Origin of the sequence: Brevibacillus nigriterrae (assembly GCF_049846925.1) — a bacterium.
Classification (GTDB): domain Bacteria; phylum Bacillota; class Bacilli; order Brevibacillales; family Brevibacillaceae; genus Brevibacillus_H.
In genome coordinates, this window is the sequence record NZ_JBNCMT010000028.1 from 1 (window position 1) to 15188 (window position 15188).

General features: G+C 44.9%; 13 protein-coding genes and 1 other annotated feature. Of the genes, 5 read left to right on the forward strand and 8 right to left on the reverse strand.

The window, feature by feature from the left end; all coding sequences use genetic code 11:
- Positions 1 to 199: 199 nt before the first annotated feature.
- Positions 200 to 973 (reverse strand): exodeoxyribonuclease III, encoded by a 774-nt coding sequence (locus ACPW7N_RS19040; protein WP_425652688.1) that lies wholly within the window; start codon positions 971 to 973, stop codon positions 200 to 202.
- Positions 974 to 1117: 144 nt separating this feature from the next.
- Here ACPW7N_RS19040 and ACPW7N_RS19045 point away from each other — a divergent pair, with 144 nt between their 5' ends.
- Positions 1118 to 1570 carry a suppressor of fused domain protein gene (locus ACPW7N_RS19045; protein WP_425652689.1) on the forward strand — a complete coding sequence of 151 codons (453 nt, stop codon included), beginning with the start codon at positions 1118 to 1120 and terminating at the stop codon, positions 1568 to 1570.
- Positions 1543 to 1632 carry a hypothetical protein gene (locus ACPW7N_RS26795; protein WP_482758853.1) on the forward strand — a complete coding sequence of 30 codons (90 nt, stop codon included), beginning with the start codon at positions 1543 to 1545 and terminating at the stop codon, positions 1630 to 1632. The genes ACPW7N_RS19045 and ACPW7N_RS26795 overlap by 28 nt, the downstream gene beginning before the upstream one ends.
- 53 nt (positions 1633 to 1685) lie before the next feature.
- Here the strand turns inward: ACPW7N_RS26795 and ACPW7N_RS19050 are convergent, their stop codons facing one another.
- From ACPW7N_RS19050 to ACPW7N_RS19065, 4 genes are all read right to left on the reverse strand, one after another.
- Positions 1686 to 2840 carry an acetoin utilization protein AcuC gene (locus ACPW7N_RS19050; RefSeq protein WP_425652690.1) on the reverse strand — a complete coding sequence of 385 codons (1155 nt, stop codon included), beginning with the start codon at positions 2838 to 2840 and terminating at the stop codon, positions 1686 to 1688.
- Positions 2837 to 3481: a CBS and ACT domain-containing protein gene (locus ACPW7N_RS19055; RefSeq protein WP_425652691.1), complete on the reverse strand. Its 645-nt coding sequence runs from the start codon at positions 3479 to 3481 to the stop codon at positions 2837 to 2839. The genes ACPW7N_RS19050 and ACPW7N_RS19055 overlap by 4 nt, the downstream gene beginning before the upstream one ends.
- A 22-nt stretch (positions 3482 to 3503) precedes the next feature.
- A complete protein-coding gene (locus ACPW7N_RS19060) occupies positions 3504 to 4136 on the reverse strand; it encodes an N-acetyltransferase (protein WP_425652692.1) in 633 nt (210 codons plus the stop codon).
- 244 nt (positions 4137 to 4380) lie between these two features.
- Positions 4381 to 7479: a transglycosylase domain-containing protein gene (locus ACPW7N_RS19065; RefSeq protein ID WP_425652693.1), complete on the reverse strand. Its 3099-nt coding sequence runs from the start codon at positions 7477 to 7479 to the stop codon at positions 4381 to 4383.
- A gap of 143 nt (positions 7480 to 7622) precedes the next feature.
- Positions 7623 to 7917: a binding site (T-box leader), on the forward strand.
- Positions 7918 to 8020: 103 nt separating this feature from the next.
- Between ACPW7N_RS19065 and tyrS the strand changes: the two genes are divergently transcribed.
- Together tyrS and ACPW7N_RS19075 are read left to right on the forward strand one after the other, a co-directional pair.
- Positions 8021 to 9289 (forward strand): tyrosine--tRNA ligase, encoded by a 1269-nt coding sequence (gene tyrS / locus ACPW7N_RS19070; RefSeq protein WP_425652694.1) that lies wholly within the window; start codon positions 8021 to 8023, stop codon positions 9287 to 9289.
- 254 nt (positions 9290 to 9543) lie between these two features.
- The gene (locus ACPW7N_RS19075; RefSeq protein WP_425652695.1) at positions 9544 to 10296 is read left to right on the forward strand and encodes a GNAT family N-acetyltransferase; all 753 of its coding nucleotides are present in this window, start codon (positions 9544 to 9546) and stop codon (positions 10294 to 10296) included.
- Here ACPW7N_RS19075 and ACPW7N_RS19080 read toward each other — a convergent pair whose 3' ends face one another.
- The 3 genes from ACPW7N_RS19080 to ACPW7N_RS19090 all read right to left on the reverse strand — a co-directional run bounded on the left by ACPW7N_RS19080 (position 10297) and on the right by ACPW7N_RS19090 (position 14425).
- Positions 10297 to 11208 (reverse strand): aminoglycoside phosphotransferase family protein, encoded by a 912-nt coding sequence (locus tag ACPW7N_RS19080; RefSeq protein ID WP_425652696.1) that lies wholly within the window; start codon positions 11206 to 11208, stop codon positions 10297 to 10299. It abuts the gene before it with no gap.
- Positions 11209 to 11308: 100 nt separating this feature from the next.
- On the reverse strand, positions 11309 to 11905 hold the full coding sequence (rpsD, locus tag ACPW7N_RS19085; protein WP_425652697.1) for a 30S ribosomal protein S4: 597 nt from the start codon (positions 11903 to 11905) through the stop codon (positions 11309 to 11311).
- Positions 11906 to 12163: 258 nt separating this feature from the next.
- Positions 12164 to 14425: an S-layer homology domain-containing protein gene (locus ACPW7N_RS19090; protein WP_425652698.1), complete on the reverse strand. Its 2262-nt coding sequence runs from the start codon at positions 14423 to 14425 to the stop codon at positions 12164 to 12166.
- Positions 14426 to 14566: 141 nt separating this feature from the next.
- Here ACPW7N_RS19090 and ACPW7N_RS19095 point away from each other — a divergent pair, with 141 nt between their 5' ends.
- Positions 14567 to 15160 carry a histidine phosphatase family protein gene (locus tag ACPW7N_RS19095; protein ID WP_425652699.1) on the forward strand — a complete coding sequence of 198 codons (594 nt, stop codon included), beginning with the start codon at positions 14567 to 14569 and terminating at the stop codon, positions 15158 to 15160.
- Positions 15161 to 15188 lie beyond the last annotated feature (28 nt).

Here is a 15188-nt window from a genome sequence, read left to right on the forward strand (position 1 = left end):
GTCCCATTTTGGCCATAACGAAAAACACCCCCTATAGTGTATCCATCGGATAAAAACACGTGGTGTTTTTCCAATGTCCACTATAAGGGGTGCACTTCACTTCAAGCAGTTCGAACACGCCTTTTTTCTGTGAAAAACGACCAATCATTTTTACCAAAGCAAATGCCTGTGTGACCCAGAGGTACTTTGCCATAGAGTTTTATAATTCAGCCATCTGACTCTCCGACAATTCCAGGACGACCGGGCAATGGTCGCTGCCTGTAATATGGGCATCAATTTGTGCATCATGCAAGGCGGGTGCGAGTCTTGTGGAAGCGAGGAAATAATCAATTCGCCATCCGACATTCCGCTCCCTTACCTTAGGCATATTCGACCACCAGGTGTAGGCATCGGTCCGGTCAGGATAGAAATGCCTGAAGGTGTCGATAAATCCGGCGTTAAATAGCTGCGTCATCTTTTCACGTTCTTCTGGGGTAAATCCGGAATTGTTTCGGTTGGATTTCGCATTTTTGATATCAATTTCTTGATGAGCCACATTCAGGTCGCCACAAACAATAACCGGCTTATGCTGGTCCAGTCTCAACAGATAATTTCGGAAGCGATCTTCCCATTCCAGCCTGTAATCCAGCCTTGACAGATCACGCTTGGCATTCGGGGTGTACACAGTAACCAGGTAGAAATGTTCGAACTCCAAAGTGATTATTCGACCTTCATACTCATGTTCTTCTTCCAATCCATAACGTACAGACAGCGGTTTCATTTTTGTAAATACGGCCGTGCCGGAATAGCCTTTTTTGACAGCATAATTCCAATACTGATCATATTCGGCTTCAAAATCCATGCATATTTGCCCTTCTTGTAACTTGGTTTCCTGCACACAGAAAATATCTGCGTCAGTTTTCGCAAAGTATTCGTAAAACCCTTTATTCACACAAGCTCGTAATCCGTTTACATTCCACGACACCAATTTCATCGTCTTCAATCTCCTTGTCATGTTTCACTGCCTACTGTCCAGTATACTATCTTACTTACATGAGTTGGGGTTTTGTACAGATTGCTGCAACTATCGAGACATTGTTTCTATCAATAAAAGGAGGAGAATCTATGAAAAAGCCAGATGAATACACGGAATCCGGTGATCCCGTTTACCTTTGAAGAGCATTTTGCGAAATACATCGGTCCGATTCATTCCGTCTTCCATGAAATCCTATCCGATCTGATACATGTTGATGTCCATTATATAAAACCTTCCGAAAAACACAATTACCATACTCTGTTTACTACGGGAATGAGCTATCTGCCGATGAGCACTCCTGAAAGATTAGAGGAATATCAATACGCAGAGCTCGTGGTTTGTTTACCACCAGACTGGCCGATTTCGGATGAAGCATTACGCGACAACAAATATTATTGGCCCATTCGCTGGTTGAAAATGCTGGCCCGTTTCCCCCATGAATATGAGACGTTGTCCATTTTTACTCGATCGTACCTCTTTAAGAAGAAGAGATGGAGTTCAAGCTGCAACATGGAAGCGAGCAGTTACTGGATAAATTCGATCAGTTCGAGATAACTGAACTCATCGATATCAATCGCAAAAATGTGTGTAAGTCCCGATTCTTCTTTTGGAAATAGCAATTAGATTATGAACGTAAAACAGCCCAGTCAATCGACCGGGCTTTTGTTTTTTACCCTTGGGGAACATACATCATTGCTCGTTCCAAGGTGATCTTGTTTTTCTCAGTTATTTCTGTCCTGCGAGGAATGGCGGGGAACTGAGTAACATCATCGAACAAGTGGGTAGGAAGGGGCAAAGGACTTTCCTTTTTCCACTGATTCAGCCATTCTTCGGGAAGTGGTTGGTTTGCAAGTGGTTGGTCAGTCATCTCACTCCACAACAGTGTCCAGGCACGGGGGACGACTCGCCAAATATCGTATCCGCCTCCACCAACAGCAATCCACTTGCCTCCACAGAGCTCATGAGCAAGCTGGTGAGCAAGCCGTGGAATCTCCTGATAGATATTCATCGTGCAAGACAGATGGGTGAGAGGATCGTATGTATGAGCGTCACAGCCATTCTGGGTGACGATGACATCCGGTTTGAATCCACGCATCACTTTCGGGAGGAGATCATGATAGACAGACAAGAAAGACTCGTCCTCTGTAAACGCTTCCAAAGGAATATTCACAGAGTACCCGTATCCGTTGCCTTCCCCACGTTCGGTTATGTTGCCTGTACCAGGGAAAAGATACTTGCCAGTCTCATGTATCGAAATAGTCAGAACATTAGGGTCATCGTAAAATGCCCACTGGACACCGTCCCCATGATGAGCATCTGTATCGACGTATAATACTTTCGCATCCCAATGTTTCCGTAAATAGGCGATTGCCACCGAGCAATCGTTGTAAACACAGAAACCGGAAGCACGCCCTCGAAAAGCATGGTGAAGCCCACCAGCAGGATTGAATGCGTGATCTGCAGCGCCATTCATTACGAGGTCTGTCGCTTGAAGTGTACCTCCAACAATTAATGAAGTAGCTTCATGCATATTTTGAAATATAGGAACATCTTCTGTCCCCAGACCAAAACTGGCTGATCGGGGAAGCTCTTCTTGTGAATGTCCCTGTGTGCGTACCGTTTCAATATACCGTGGGTCATGGATTAAAGCGATCTCCTCATCAGTCGCAAAGCGTGGCTGTGCAATCTGATCGTCAGACAATAAACTGAGTGACTTCATCAGATCGTGTGTGAGTATGAGTCGCCGTTGGTTAAAGGGGTGGTCTTCATGAAAGTAATAAGTTGTGAAGTCAGCAGAATAGATAAATTTCGAGCTGCGACTCAAGGGCGAATTCCCCCTTTGATGGGGTGATTCACGATAAATCCTTTCTCATGCAGCAATTCGATCACGTGACGAGGATCGATAGTGGTGACTCGGAATACGATCTTTTTCTTGCCAGGGTTATCACCTGGGTAAACGATCACGCTGTTTACATTCACGTTGGCATCCTTGAATACCTGACTGACATCCGCTAACATGCCCGCTCGATCGTCTACTTCAAGTTCAATATGAGAGCTCGGCTTGTTTACACCGAACAGTTCAACAAGGCAATTCAAAATATCAGATTCAGTGATGATTCCTACGACCCGATCTGCTTCGACCACGGGTAGAGAACCTACCTTGAAGTCGTATACGGTACTGGCTGCATCCTCGACAAAATCGAGAGGATGAGCGGTAATGACATTGCGATGCATGATTTCCTCAATCGGCTTTTGCAGCACTAGCTCATCGTCATCATGCTCACATAGATTGGAAGGGAGTGCGTCTCTCATGTCTCGATCAGAAACGATTCCGACCAGTTTATCATTTTCAACCACCGGAAGATGACGGATCCGATTGCCTCGAAGTAAGGATAATGCCTCTTTTATCGTTGTTGAAGGCGTTACTGTAACAACACGTCTTCTCATGATTTCTTCGATACGCATAGAAACCAAATGCCTCCCTTAGTTAGTATAAAAATCGATTTTGGAAACGCATGCCGTCGAAGGCAACGACGCTTTCATGCGGTACTCTTTTTCCGATGCGGGCCATCAAGCAATTGGCAGGATGTGAGCAGATTTCTGGATCGTCCGTTGCCATCCAGACCATCCCGACAGTCACCATCAATTTTTCCATTGCTTTGCGATATTCCCATACATCCAGTCCGGTTCCTTTTAAATCCCAGTGCCAGTAGTATTCGGTGGTAATGACAATATAATCTTCCATCGCATCGTCCATAAAGGAGACCCGAAGCATTTCCTTGCCAACACCGCTTGCTCTGACCTTGTCACTGACTTCGATGGCTCCCAGCTCCAACAAATCGTCCAATTTTGCTTGGGACCAACGCTCGAGCGGGTCAGGGTGGAGATAGGTAACATAGCCGAGCACAAGATCGCCTTCCCTAGCAACAATAATCCGTCCTTCCGGGAGTGCGGCGATTTCTACAAGGGCCTGTTGCTGTTCTTCAGGAACTCGGAACGCTTTTAATCCTTCATCAAAACGCATGGCAGCAAGTTTTTCTGATTCGACTGGGCCTTCGATAACAAGCTGATGTCCGTTGGCAACCATGCTGCGTGAAAAGAATTGTTTGGTGTGAATCATTCGTTTTGATTCACCTCCATCTTCTGTGAATTGGCAGACCATACACGGCAAAAAATACCTGCTTTTGGCTGGTTTTCTATTTATTTTATTATACATGATAAGCATAACAAGGTACTTCATGAAATGGAAGGTTCAAGAAGCTGTCACGTTTGCCGCGTAAAAAGAAAAGGAGACGGAACCACTCCATCTCCTTTGTCTCTATTACCATTATGACTTGTTCGAATCATTCATATAAGCAATTTGATTACTGAGCACGCAAACCGCTCACATTGTCCGAATGAACGGATTCTCCATAGCTGTTTACTGCTGTGACGTAGTACCAACCGTCTTCTTTCGTCGTTTTATGCGTGTAAGAGGTACTGGCAACTGTGTCGAGTAAAGTAAACCCATTTACTGGATCTGATGTATAGTACACATTGTACAAAATAACCTGTTCGGAATCAGGGTTTTCTGCCCACGACAGTTTTAGGCCAGTTGACACTTTGTTAATAGAGAGGTTGGCTGGCGCACTTGGATTTCCCACTTGACTGTCTGGCCCTTGTGTATCCGTTCCACCAGGTTCTGTCGGCTGATTCGGATCGATTGTACCCGTGTCAATAGGTGGATTGGTCGGATCAGTTGGTGTCTGCCATTCAACATCCATTGTTGTTGACGCAATGGGCGAAGGGGCGGATTCATTCCCTGCAATATCCACACTCGTCACATAGTATCCGGCGTGTCCTGAGATTGTGTCAGCTAACGTAAGTGTACTGGGATCTTTTACCGTTGTAAGCTTGACGAACTGGCCATCTGTTCCGGCCCGGTAAATGCGATATCCCAGCAAGTCAGCTTCATTGGCAGAGGCCCAGCCAAGTGTTAGCTGATTGTTTGTCTTACTGAGTGTAACATTGCCAGGGACAGCGGGAGTGCCACTCACATCTGTACGAGGGTCTTCCTTTTCTGGCAAACGCTGATCCCAATCCGGTGGTCGAGCAGTCGATTTTTTGTTTTTGTCAGTTGAGTCATCTGCTGTTAAATTCAAAGGCTCAGGGCTTTTAAAGAAAATGCCTTCCGTGACAAAATCGTCAGGAGTGCCCGCTTTGGCAAGATAGCGAACTTTATTAAACTCAACTACTTTTACTTTCTGGTGTGTGTCATCTTTTTTCGTTGGGACAAATTCCTTATTGAACAAATCGGTAATCAAATGCCCCGCTTCCTTGGACAGCTCACTTGGCAAGAGCCCTGATTTGCTGTCGATGGTCACACTAATAATTCCACCTGGTTTATCGAAGGCTGCTGTCTTCGGTGATAACGAAGGTTCCAGCTTCAAAACTTCTTTCATCACTTTGCCCCAGATATCCATCGGACGAGTCTTGGAGGCAAGAGGATGCGGATCATCATATCCTGACCAGACGCCAAGTGACAATTCAGGTGTGTAACCGACAAACCACAGGTCATTTGAACTGTTGGTCGTACCAGTCTTGCCGGCAACATCAATGCTTCTCGGTACATATTTACGAATCGAAGCACCTGTTCCCGAGTTGACTACTGAGCGCATCATGTCAGTGATCAGATAGGCCGTTTGTTCACTGAATACCGGTTGTGGCTGGACTTGATGCTTGTAGATCACTTTTCCTTGACTGTCTTCGATGCGATCAATGAGGTAGGCATCAATGAAACTGCCGTGATTGGCAAAGGTTGCATACGCATTGGTGATCTCTTCTACAGTGAGGCCATACGTAAGGCCGCCGATTACTCCAGTAGCTGCATGGTTGTCAGCGTCTTCCAATGTGGTGACTCCCATTTTTTTCACGTATTCGAGAGCGGTTGGAATTCCCACTTTCAAATAGGTCTTGATTGCAGGCACGTTCCAGGACTGCCGCAGCGCTTCACGTGCACTCATCATGCCGTGGTATTTGTTATCCCAGTTCATTGGCTGGTGGGTACCTTTCACACCGTCTGCCAGCGTGAGTGGTGAATCATCGATCGGAGAACCTGGTTGAAGTATACCTAGCTCAAATGCAGGTCCATAGGCAGCAAGTGGTTTCATCGCGGAACCTGGCTGACGTGGAACCGTAGCGTGGTTGGTTTGTTCAACGTTGAAATCTCGTCCGCCGATCATACCGAGGATGGCACCTGTTTTGTTATGAATCAGCATGCCGCCGACTTCTTCCAAGGCGTTTTCGATCCGTTCGGTTTTCCCATTGGCCCGTTTGATATTATAAGAGATGTTTTTGCCAAAGTTTTTTGGATTGGAGGCAATATCTTGCATAATCCGATCCACATCTTTGTTGACGGTTGTGTAGATGTGATACCCATTCCGCAAGATTTGGCGGCTCTTATCCTGAATCAACTGATGATATTCGTTGCGTCCGATGGTGGACTTGTCTCGTCCTTCTTCTTGCAACTGTTGATCCAAGAGCACTTGTGCCGCACGCTCTTCAATCTCGGTCATGAGATACGGATGCATGTCAAAGGCGCGTTTTTGCGGTTTGGCAAGGACAACTTTCAAGTCAGAATTGAAGGCTTCATCGAATTGCTCCTGGTTGATATACTGGTTCTCCACCATACGTTCGAGCACCATTTTTTGTCTCTCTTTGCCTCGGCGGTACCCCACTTGAGAGAAGGGAGAGTAGTTGCCCGGATTTTGGATCAATCCAGCAATGTAAGAAGCTTCTGATAGATTGAGATCCTTAACGTCTTTATCAAATATTCCCTTGGCAGCAGCTTGTACTCCGTAGATGTTGGAGCCGTTGGCGTTTTTGCCCAGGTAAATCTCATTCATATACGCTTCAAGAATCTGGTCTTTCGAGAACATACGCTCAATTCGGAGTGCATAGAAGATTTCCTTTGCTTTACGCTTATGACTAACTTCAGGTGAGAGAATGGTATTCTTGATCAACTGCTGGGTAAGCGTACTTCCTCCCGTAACAACTGGCGCATTCGTCAAATCCTGGAAGGCTCCACGAAGTGTGGATTGGAATACGATACCGTTATGTTCGAAAAAATACTTGTCCTCTGTTGCAATAATGGCGTTGATCAAATAAGGTGAGACTTCACTTTTTTTAACCAACCGACGATCACCATCTTCAGCCCGAAGCTGGCCGATGAGAGAACCATCGTTAAAGTAAGCAAAGCCAGTTAAATAATTACTGAATATTTTATTCTGAATTTCATCATAGCTGCGAACAGGCTCGTCCTTTACAAGTGCGGCTACATATCCAGCAACAGCGCCACCAGCTAATAACGCTCCCATAAAACCAAATAGCAGAAATAACTGGAGTATGGTAAGGGCGATGTTTTTCTTTCCTCGACGTCGTTTGCGTTTTGCTTTTTTATCCGACGAGGTGAATTCGTTCTCCATATATATACGTCCCCCCTAGAATATCACACCAATTATACCATAACGTTTCAGCAGGTAGTACAAATTATGACAAGCGTAGCCGCTGCATTGACATTCAGCGTCAGGATGTGGTAAGTATATTTTTATAGTAACTGCTATATGGAAATAGTGCGTTGAAGGATGAAAGTAGCGAGGGATTGGACTTTTGAAGAGAACTGGTGGTTGGTGCGAACCAGTAGTCTGCCTGATGCGAATTACACATCTGGAGCATGTCGGCTTTTTCTGTGAAAAACGTCTCGACGTTTTTCATTAAAGTGGATGTGACCGCTTGCGGTCAGCAAAAACGGCCATGGCCGTTTTTGACAGCCGAACGGTGATGAGCCGTTATCGAAAGAGTGGGAAGACGAGGACATCTCTCTTCCAACTAGGGTGGTACCGCGAGCAAATCTCGTCCCTATGTGGGGCGGGATTTTTTTGTTATTTTAACAGGTTTTCATTTAACGGATGCCCAAAACGAGGGAATGCTAGTGTCGTGCGGGTATAAAAAGGAGAGTTAATTTACATGTCACAGGATCAAGTTGTGGAAAAGGTTGTTTTAACAGTGGAACAAAAGCAGGAAGTAGAGCGTCAGTTAGCGATTATTCAACGTGGCGTAGCAGAGATTGTACCGGAAGAAGAATTGCGCAAGAAATTGGAGCGTTTTGTGACACAAGGTATTCCGCTACGTGTGAAGCTGGGGCTTGACCCATCGGCTCCTGACATTCATGTAGGGCATACTGTAGTCCTCCAAAAAATGCGCCAGTTCCAGGAGCTTGGCCATACCATTCAGCTTGTCATCGGTGACTTTACTGGTCGCATTGGTGATCCGACAGGCAAATCAGAAACACGCAAGCAGTTGACAGAAGAGCAGGTCAAAGCAAATGCCCAAAGTTATGTGGAGCAGTTCGGAAAAGTACTGGATGCAAGCAAAATGGAAGTCAATTACAATTCCACCTGGCTTGCTCCGATGACCTTTGCTGATGTGGTTGAACTCGCTGCCAAAACGACTGTTGCACGCATGCTCGAACGTGATGACTTCGAGAAACGCTACAGCAACAACCAACCAATCTCCATTCATGAATTCTTCTACCCGTTAATGCAAGGCTATGATTCGGTAGCTCTGCAAAGTGACGTCGAGTTGGGCGGAACGGATCAGAAGTTCAACCTGTTAATGGGACGTACCTTGCAAAAAGAGTTTGGACAAGAGCAGCAGGTCATTCTTACGATGCCAATTATCGAAGGACTTGATGGAGTACAGAAAATGTCCAAGAGTCTTGGAAACTATATTGGTGTAAATGAGCCTGCGAACGAGATTTACGGAAAAACCATGTCGGTACCTGACGAGTTGATGCTGAAATACTACGAGTTGGCAACCGACATTTCTTTGGAAGAATTGGAACAACTGCGTGCTGGTCTAGCTAATGGTTCGGTCCATCCACGTGACGCCAAGATGAACCTTGCGAAGACGTTTGTCCGTATGTTCCACGGAGAACAGGCAGCAGAAGAAGCAGAGAACCACTTCAAGACGGTGTTCCAGCAACGAGCATTGCCAACGGATATTCCTGAGGTTACACTCGATTTCTCCGCATACGAAAACGAAGAAGCCAACATCGTCAATCTCGTGTTTGATTTGAAACTGGCTGATTCCAAAGGAGAAGCTCGTCGCAGTGTGCAACAGGGAGCAGTAAAAGTGAACGAGGAAAAAATTACGGATATTAACGCTTCTGTAAAATTGGAAGAAGGCACCGTTGTTCAGGTAGGTAAGCGTAAGTTTGCGAAGATTTCCAGGTAACCAATTAACTAAATCACGAATCACGGAAAAGAAAGGCGAGTGCACTGGCGACGGTGTCTACTCGCCTTTTTTGTTCTGCTGTTTTTCATAAATCTGGTTCATTTTTTTAAATAAAAATAATGGGATTAGTTGTAAAATGATGTATTAGATGGATTGTTTTGAATTCTATTGATCATTTAATGAGAGCAGCGGATGTGACTAGTCTCGCTGTTGAGTCAATGGCTGCTTTCGTTATGGAAAGAGGATGTGAATGTATGATCAGCATAATCGATGTAAATGAAGAAAATATGGATCAGACCGGATTTTTTTGTATGAGAAGCAAACCGAAATCAACAGGCTACAAGCGAAAGCTCAACTGGCTTAAAGACAGATTGGCAGAAGGAATGCAAATCAAACTGCTGCTCGAAGATGGTTATCCGAGAGGATTTATCGAGTTTGTCCCGAGTGAATCTGCCTGGCGAGCGGTACATGCCGACAACTTCCTGATGATTCATTGTCTGTGGATTGTTGGTCAAGGGAAAGGAAAAGGATATGGCGCACAATTGCTGGAAGCGTGCATTCGAGAAGGAGAAGCGCAAAACAAATCAGGGATCGCAATGGTCACCAGTCAAAAAACGTGGGTAGCCGATAGTCGCTTGTTCCTGAAGTATGGCTTCACCATCGTTGATGAGGCACCGCCGAATTTTCAACTGGTTGTGAAAAAATTCAAAGAATGTCAGACACCAAGCTTTCCAACGGATTGGGAAGCAAGAGCTGAACAGTACAGTGAAGGGATAACGATCCTTCGCTCTGATCAATGCCCGTATATCGATCAGTCTGTTGAAGTAATCACTGACACTGCCAGTGAACTGGGAATTCCGACAAAAGTCATCGAGATAAATACTTATCAGGATGCTCAAAGCTCCCCGTCTGCATACGGAGTTTTTACCGTGCTGTACAACGGCAGGGTATTAACCTACCATCCTGTAACCAAACGTGATCTTTTGAAGCTCCTGAGTCGAGAGTAGCTAATCACACCGATACCACAGGGGCTTCTCCGATTCGAAATACTGGTGATCTTCCAGAATCGAATATATCCGTTCAGTCATCTGATCAACGAGGTGTGGTGTAACCCGGATGGACCAAACCAGGCCCGAGAAAAGACTCATTGCCATATACAAGTTATAGAGCTTCCAAAAGGTATCTGGAGGGTTCTGTTGATTGAAATAGCCATGCAGTTGCCCGATACAAAATGGAATGCTTACTTCTCTGCTAAATAATCCAAGCTTGTAAAAATCATGAATCGGATCGCCCCAGTCAAATCGGTTAAAATCAATCGCACCTACGTATTCTTTCTCTTTCACAATCAAATTCCCGACATGAAAGTCATCATGTTGAAAAGTATTGGGACGGGCCTTCATCAAAGGTGATGCAGATTCAATAAAATCGAGAATGTTGCTGTCATTTTTCAAACGAATACCGCAATTCTGGTAAGCAGCAGCATATTTCTGATGTTTTTGCGAAGCCCGCATATTCCAGGGCTGAATTGCCGGGGGAGCGGAGAGCCTGTGCATTTTTGCGAGTTCCTGACCTGCCGTGAATCCAATTGCATACTGTTCATCCTCCGAATAGGCTGGCAACATTTCACTCGCATCATTTCCATCGAGATAGGAAAATAAAACATAACAAAGATGCTGATCTTCAAGTGTCCCGCTATCAACGGGAATGGATGCTTTTACGTGGTGGGATTGAAGCTCACGCAAAATAGCGCACTCCGTTTGCTTTCGTTCCCATTGATCAATTGAAGCTGTTTTGAGGATGAGACGTGATCTATTTGCAAAACTGACAAGGTATTTCTTATCTGTCGAAAATCCCTTTGTGATAGGATCTATCCGAGTGGACGTTTGAAGAAAAGGAATCATGTTTCGTAAATGCTCCATTTGTTTTTTCATCTCCCTTCAAAAAAGCAAAGCAAACCCTGGCAAACTAAAAAGAAAAAGACATCTGCTGGTTGGCAGATGTCTTGATTGTAGCAAATGATTAACGGCTGTAGAACTCAACGATAAGAACTTCGTTGATTTCAGCAGGCATTTCTTCACGATCAGGCAAGCGAGTGAAAGTACCTTCAAGCGCTGCATCGTTGAAAGTGAGGTAGTTTGGAAGGTAGTTGCGAGCTTCCACAGATTCTTTCACGAGGGAAAGGTTGCGGGATTTTTCACGCAAGGAGATCACATCACCTGGTTGTACGCGGTAAGAAGGAATGTCTACACGCTTACCGTTTACGAGGAAGTGACCATGGTTAACCAATTGACGAGCAGCTGGGCGAGTTGGAGCGAAGCCCAAGCGGTATACTACGTTATCCAAACGGGATTCGAGCAATTTCATGAAGTTTTCGCCCAATACGCCTTGCATTTTGGATGCTTGGTCGAACGTACGGCGGAATTGTTTTTCGTTAACTCCGAACATATGACGAAGTTTTTGTTTTTCTTGCAACTGAACACCGTATTCGCTCAATTTGCGACGGCTTTGTCCATGTTGTCCCGGTGGGAAGTTGCGTTTAATGTCTTTTCCAGTACCGTCCAAAGAGATACCGAGACGGCGTGCCAATTTGTGGCGAGGTCCTGTGTAACGTGCCATGTGTAATTCAGTCTCCTTTAATTTGGGATTCGCAGGTGTTTACTTCCGAAAGACCAGTCTCATCTTTACCTACACGAACTTCGGACGGTAGCGTTTCCGCATCGTGCTCCATCGTAGAGTGTAATCAGCCGCAACTCTACAAGGGTGGGACTAAGAAGGTTAATCTTTCGTTTTTACCTACAATCAATGCTACCCTGCACACATACATTCAATATTATAATTCGGAGACTATGAAAGTCAAGAGAAAATTGGGCGATGCTATTGCGGGAATCTGGATTCTACAAGCTCTCTTCTTTTCTCCAGGAAGTTGTAGAAGGAGACAGCAGCATCTGCTCTGGATACTTTGGTCTGTGGCTGGAACTGATTTTTCTCAGACGACATGATACCTAGGGCTGTAACAATCGCGATGGAGCCACGATGTTTCGAATTGGCAATATCGGTGAGTTTTGAATCGAACAAATTGTTGTAGGAAGCGAGCTTCTTGTAGCCCAATGCACGAACTAGCATGTCAGCCAACTCTTCCTTGGTAATTTCTTCGTCCGGGTTCAATGTTCCGCTCGCTTTGTCGAGAATACCGAGGTTTACGGCCGTTTCAACTGAAGCGAAGTAACGGGAGCCTGAGGCTACGTCTGCAAAGGAAGCTTTGCGAGAAGAAAGCCATTCAGGGTAAAAACGTCCCTGATTCAATGTAATAACAAGCATATCGATCATTTCTCCACGAGTGATCTTCTTGTCAGGCATAATTTTGCCATCCACCAGAGAAATCGCATCATATTCATACATCAGGTTTAATGCGGTTGCCGCTGGATGATTTTTCAGATCGTCTGGTACTTGACGATGCAAGACGACGGTTTTTCCGGAAGACTGACTCTTCCATTCGCCACTTACCGCATCAAATACATATGGTTGTTCGAAAGGAGTGGAAGTCATTCGATAGACCAGCTTGGCTGTCCGGTTAGGAATTTCGCCCATTTTTTCAGCCATCGGATCAGCAATTGGAGGCAGAACATAGACCAAATCTACTTCACTTTCGTTCAAATAGGCTTCCAACGCATCTTCTTTTGATTTGTGTTCAGGAAGCGCTGTTGGGTAGACTTCTTTTCCAACATTAATATAATAATGGAGAATTTCTCCAGTTTTCATATCAAAGGTTACGTTTGCATCTCCAGTTGCGGCAGGAACATCATTCACAAAACGTTTGAATCCAAAGTACAGACGGCCTTGATTCAATTGATATTTATAGTCAGGGTTCATTTGGTTGTCAATCATGTACAGATTGGCAGCCAACGTTGGAGTGTTTTTGCGGATAAATTCCACCGCTTTGGCTTTTCCTTGCTCTTCTGTGTATTTCGGTTTTTCCTTCTGAGCAGCCGGATCGTAGTAATCGTTAGAGAAAGAAAGCACATCTCCTGTTGATGCATCCAAAGCAACGTAGGCAAAGCGTCTTTCTTTGGACGTATCGTTATTCTCAAATTGCAGATCCCATACGCCACGGCCACCACGATAGTCATTTTCGTTGTAGTTTGCACCCTTCAGCTCGTACTTGGAGAGAGAGAACAGCTTCACCGCCAGCTTGACTGCACCATCCTGATCCAGTTGTGCACCGGAGTGGAGCGGAGAAAGTGGCTTATCTGTTACTGGTTCGGGATCTTTCTCTTTTTTGAGCTCAACTAATGAAATGGACATCGGTTTTCCGTTCGTTGCGTCCAAATAGAGGTTGGAAAATGGGTTCGTGTAGGCAAGAATGGGTGAGAATTTATCGTTTTGCTGCATTCTCTCCCATGGCATGATATAGCTTAATGTGACATTGGCATTCTTGCGGAACGTTTCCAACGCTTCTTTTTGCTCAATGATTCTTTTATTGTCTTCAAAAGTGAGCTTGTCGTTCCAGTTCAATTGGTAGCTGATGATTTGGCCGTTGCCATCGACGGAGACATCGATACTATTCTCTAAAAAAGGAATATTATCTACCATTCGGGCGAAACGGAAGTAATGCACAATCGTAGTACCAAGTGGCGGCTTTGGCGTTGGCAAGTCTTTGGTGTAAAGCTTCACAGATTCCATTTTCTGCGGTGAAACTCTAGAAATGAAGTCTTCCGCTACTTTGGTTGCATTGGTACGTGAAATTGTCGATTTCACAGGAGCAGCTTGAGTCGGGTTATAAGTTGAGTAAGAAGTCAATTCACCAGTATCCGCATGTACGGAAACGCTGATAGATGGAAAACCATAATCAGAATTGGGTGTTTTCTTTACCCAGTTAAACGACCATTCAGGGAATGGCCTCCAGGTGTCTCCCGCTCGAAATGATGTGTTATCCAACTGATAGCCTTCTGGTATGGAAACATACTTTTTGGCTTGAGCAATGGCTTGTTCTTTTGATAGCTTCACATCACTCGGAGCAACGGCGATTGCTTTTGCTACAGGCGATGTTGAGTAAGAGCTGGCAAGTGCAGGAGTAAACGGGAAGACCAAAGATGCCGATAATACCAAAAGGCAAGAACCAGAAATGATTCGTTTCATAAGTGAAGCCCCCTTCGTTGTGCTAACTATCAAATATGACGAAGCAAATGAAGCTTTGTTTCAAAGTGTAGCAAGAAATTTCTATTTCCTTTATAATAGGAATTGAGGAATGGTTCTGAAAGAGGTCGAAAGGGGCAACAAATGGACACAATCCTTTATTTCATTCGACACGGCGAGACTGAATGGAACAAGCTCCGCCGCATTCAAGGGCATAGCGATATTGATCTGAATGCACTTGGTACTGCCCAAGCAGAGAAACTTGCTGCTCATCTGGCTAACCATCCGTTTGCTGCCGTTTATTCTAGCGATCTCAAACGAGCTCATACGACAGCACAAAAAATCGTGCAACAGACAGGAAGACCACTTCCGCACCAGACATTCCAGGAGCTGCGGGAACGTTGTTACGGCGAATGGGAAGGTCTAACTTATGAAGAAATTCGTGCAAAATTTACGGAACCTGTTTCCGATGAAAAGGTATATGGGATTGAAGCATTTGAAGCCATGCAGATCCGAGCAAATGAATGTTTAACAAAGCTGGCACAAAAACATCCTAATGAAATGATTGCAGTCGTTAGTCACGGTGGGTTGATTAACGCTTTCTTGCATTATGTGACTGGTGGCGAACAAGGAACGGGTATTACTCGGATAGATAATACAAGTGTCTCTGTTTTTCGTTTTCAAACCAATTCGTGGGAAGTACTACATGTGAATGACACTACTCATTTGATTGAATGAGCGATCACGATCTATTACATCAGAAAGA